The sequence below is a fragment of the Dokdonella sp. genome (assembly GCF_049593775.1).
Lineage (GTDB): Bacteria > Pseudomonadota > Gammaproteobacteria > Xanthomonadales > Rhodanobacteraceae > Dokdonella.
The window spans coordinates 1-3,674 of record NZ_JBAWHJ010000104.1 but is presented as its reverse complement, the minus strand read 5'-3'; the positions used below and the strand labels follow the sequence as shown (position 1 = coordinate 3,674).

General features: G+C 59.6%; 4 protein-coding genes. 2 read left to right on the top strand and 2 right to left on the bottom strand.

Annotated features, from left to right (window positions below; genetic code table 11):
- A partial coding sequence (locus tag WBP53_RS03525; RefSeq protein ID WP_423925992.1) for a diguanylate cyclase occupies nucleotides 1-752 on the bottom strand: 752 nt, incomplete at its 3' end.
- A 26-nt stretch (nucleotides 753-778) separates the two neighbouring features.
- Nucleotides 779-1,450 carry a glutathione S-transferase gene (locus WBP53_RS03520; protein WP_423925990.1) on the bottom strand — a complete coding sequence of 224 codons (672 nt, stop codon included), beginning with the start codon at nucleotides 1,448-1,450 and terminating at the stop codon, nucleotides 779-781.
- A gap of 177 nt (nucleotides 1,451-1,627) precedes the next feature.
- On the opposite strand from WBP53_RS03520, the gene WBP53_RS03515 reads away from it, so the two are divergent.
- Together WBP53_RS03515 and WBP53_RS03510 are read left to right on the top strand one after the other, a co-directional pair.
- Nucleotides 1,628-2,515, top strand: coding sequence for a PhzF family phenazine biosynthesis protein (locus tag WBP53_RS03515; RefSeq protein WP_423925988.1), 888 nt, complete (start codon nucleotides 1,628-1,630; stop codon nucleotides 2,513-2,515).
- 22 nt (nucleotides 2,516-2,537) lie between these two features.
- Nucleotides 2,538-3,659, top strand: coding sequence for an aromatic ring-hydroxylating oxygenase subunit alpha (locus WBP53_RS03510; protein WP_423925986.1), 1,122 nt, complete (start codon nucleotides 2,538-2,540; stop codon nucleotides 3,657-3,659).
- The last annotated feature ends 15 nt before the right edge of the window (nucleotides 3,660-3,674 follow it).

Below are 3,674 nucleotides of genomic sequence, written 5' to 3'. Positions count from 1 at the left end.
GCTACGGATATCAAGGCGCGGTCTCCGGCAGCGTGACCATTTCGGTCGTTGAAGATCTTGAAGTGATCCACATCCACCATGGCCAGGGCAAAGTCACCCGATAACCTTGCCAGTGCTTCATCCAGCGCACGCCTGTTCGGCAATCCGGCGAGTCCGTCGACGAATGCCATCCGATACGAGGCGTGAAGTATCGCAAGCAGTGCGAGCACTCCACACAGGGTCAGCAGGCTGCTTTTCGCGGTATCAGGCACCTGTGGCAGCAGGGCAACGCCGACGATCAGCAGGATCAACCCCAATGAAAATTCCATTGAAGTACGCAGCCGCAACCAGCGCCAGAGACAGAGGAGTGCCGCGGTCAGCACGATGCCGGCGGCGACAAGACCGCTCTTCCAGGACAGCCAGCCCAGCGGAAGCAGCGCGCGCATCCCTGGCCAGAGATGCGCCGGCGCATCCAGAGTCAACCACGTTGAAACTGCAAGCAGGCCAAGCAGAACGAGATTGCGCCTGGCGAACAATCGGCGCTCCGGCATCGCAGCCGCCCACAGCAGCAACCATGGCGCAAACATGCGAGCAGCTTCGGCCCCACGCTCGTCCAGTCGAGGATCTCCCAGCCCGCTCAAACCCAGCGAGACCAAGGTCAGCAAGGCAAGAACCATGGCCGCACGATTGCGGTGAAATGCAAGTGCCAGCAACAGCGCCATGGCGTTGAACAGCGGCGCTGCCAGACCGGGCCAGAATTGCGTCGTGCTCATCCGGATGATTCCCCGTCAGCGCCCTTTTATCGAATCAACTCGAACGGACCGCCGCGCTTGAGGGCGCGCTTGTAAGCCGGTCGCGCATGAATCCGCTCCAGCCAGCTACTCAGACGGGGCTGCTTTTCGCCCAGACCGCCGCGGGCGGCAAAGGCTTCGATGGGGAAACTCATCTGGATGTCCGCAGCAGTGAATTTTGCGCCCGCAAACCATTCACGATCCTCCAACTCAGATTCGAGATAGTCCCTGTGCTGCTTGAGCTGGGGCTCGATATAGCTGGTCAAGACCTTGCTCGCGATGCCCTTCGCTACCGGTCGCACGATGAAGGGCATCGGCTGCCTGGGTATGCGCGAGAAGATCAGGCTCATCAGCAGAGGAGGCATCGCGGAGCCTTCCGCGTAGTGAAGCCAATACGTGTAGCGAAGCTGTTCAGCGGTCCCCGGAGCGGGCTTCAGCTTTCCGCTGCCATGCCGATCAACCAGATACTCGACAATCGCTCCGGATTCCGCGACCGTCACGCCATTCTCGGTGATCACCGGTGACTTGCCCAGCGGGTGAACCTTGCGCAAAGCCGGCGGAGCAAGCATGGTCTCGGCATCACGCTCGTAGCGGACGATTTCATATTCGAGCCCGAGTTCCTCGAGCAGCCACAGTACGCGCTGGGATCGTGAGTTGTTGAGATGATGTACGGTAATCATGCTGGCTCCCTTGATTGCGTGCGATGTCTGGGTCGTGAAAGGCATGTCCGGCAAGCGGATCACGTGGCAAGCTTGGCATCCGGATCAACCCCGAACCGGATCCGCCATCGGTGAGGATCAAGACAGCTTCGATCCACCGCGCAGCCACCTCACGAACACTCCACTCATCCGTTGATCATGTCATCCAATCAATATTTCCAGCTAGATGTTTTTTCCCAGCACCCTGGCGGTGGAAACCCGCTTGGCGTCGTTGTTGGCGCGGACGGCTGGAGCGAAACGGCCATGCAGTCATTCGCAGCATGGACGAATATCGTCGAAACCACCTACCTGCTTCGCCCAGTCAGCAGCGAGGCGAGTTATCGGCTGCGCATATTCACCCCGACACGCGAACTTGCCTTTGCTGGCCACCCCTCTATTGGCAGCGCCCATGTGGCTCTGCTCTCGGGTTTTGCCAAACCGCGCGATGGTGTATTGATCCAGGAATGCCAGGCCGGCTTGTTGCCAGTACGTGTGGAAGGCGATTCCAGCGACAGGCGACTGTTCATACAGGCGCCAAAGGCCACGATCCTGAAAACGGGTGTTGATGAGAAAAGCCTGCTCGCAAGCACCTTGAGAAAGGTCCGGCTGGGCAAGCTGCCCCCCGCCTTCGTGGAGGGTGGTCGACGCTGGTGGCTGGCTGAACTCGACAGTGAAGCGACGTTGCGCGCCTGGCATCCCGATCATGCCGCGATCAGAAAGATTGCTCTCGATAGCGACAGTCTTGGCCTTTGCGTATTCGCACGCAGCAAGGATCCTGGCCACGAAATCGTCCTCCGCGCATTTCCTGCCGGCGTCGGCATCGTCGAAGATCCCGCATCGGGAGCAGCCAACGGACTGGTCGCAGCCTATATCGCCGCGGCCGAACCGGAAGGGCCGCTCGCCCGTGGATATACCGTCAGCCAGGGCCGCGAAATCGGCCACGATGCACAACTCATCCTGCGCATCGATGACGACGCCACGGTCTGGGTGGGTGGCCAGACACAAACCGTGATCAGTGGCGACGTCCAATGGCCATATCAGCACTGAGACACGCGCACAGGAGGCCTTGATGCCTTTCCAGTCGAAACCAGAATGGCTAGTCCCGCAATTGCCCGAAACGGCAACTGCACTGCCTGCACCCTTCTATACCGATCCGGATGCATTCGCCGCCGAGCGTCAATGCGTGTTCGCCAGCAGTTGGCAACTCGTCGCGCATGCCAGCGAACTATCCGGCACCGGGGATCATGTAGTCACCGAAGTGGCCGGTCTCCCTCTCATCATCGTCCACGGTGAAGACGGAGAGTTGCGCGCCTTCCACAATGTCTGCAGGCATCGCGCCGGCCCGTTGGCAACCTGCAACGGCAAGGGCGCGCGCGCACTGCGCTGCCACTACCACGCCTGGACCTACACCCTCGAGGGGCAGCTCCGCAGCGCGCCGGAAATGGGTGAAGCAAAAGATTTCAATGTCAGTCAAATAGCGCTGCCACAAGCCCAGGTTGGGATCTGGCACGGACTGGTGTTCGTGGCGGTTGGCAGCGCCCCACCCTTTGCGGAACTGCTCGCGGGCATCGATTCCCGCCTTGGAACGACTCACATCGACGATTACCAGTTCCACAACCGCGTCAGCTATGAAATCGAAGCAAACTGGAAGACCTATGTCGACAACTTCCTCGAAGGCTATCACCTGCCCCACATCCACCCTGCCCTGAACCGTCTGCTCGACTATCGAAGCTACACGACGGAAACCTCTGCCTGGCATTCATTGCAATCAAGCCCCATGGAAAATTCCGAGAACTTCTACGGCAGCGGCGAAGCGCTCTACTACTTCATCTACCCGAATACGATGCTCAACATCCTGCCGGATCGCCTGCAGACCAATCGGGTCACTTCGCTGTCTGCAAATCGCTGCCGCGTAGACTTTGACTTCTATTACCCCCCTTCAGCCGATACCGAAGAGCTCAAAAGACGGTCGCAAGATCAGGCATTCAGTGACGAGATACAAATAGAGGACATCCAGATCTGCGAATCAGTACAGAAGGGACTGGCTTCAGGATCCTACGAGGCTGGCCGCCTCAATCCGAAGCGCGAGAGTGGCGTCCATCACTTCCACGAACTGCTGCGGACAGCCTGGCGAGAACGCGAAGGCTGGGAACTGGAACCCAGCGAGCGGATCCGACTGGAAATCCCGTGAAAGCAGGCCGACGGC

Excerpts from the sequence above, each read along its gene's own strand:
- WBP53_RS03510 (WP_423925986.1), top strand. The coding sequence starts at position 2,538 with ATGCCTTTCCAGTCGAAACCAGAATGGCTAGTCCCGCAATTGCCCGAA.
- WBP53_RS03515 (WP_423925988.1), top strand. The coding sequence starts at position 1,628 with ATGTCATCCAATCAATATTTCCAGCTAGATGTTTTTTCCCAGCACCCT.
- WBP53_RS03520 (WP_423925990.1), bottom strand. The coding sequence starts at position 1,450 with ATGATTACCGTACATCATCTCAACAACTCACGATCCCAGCGCGTACTG.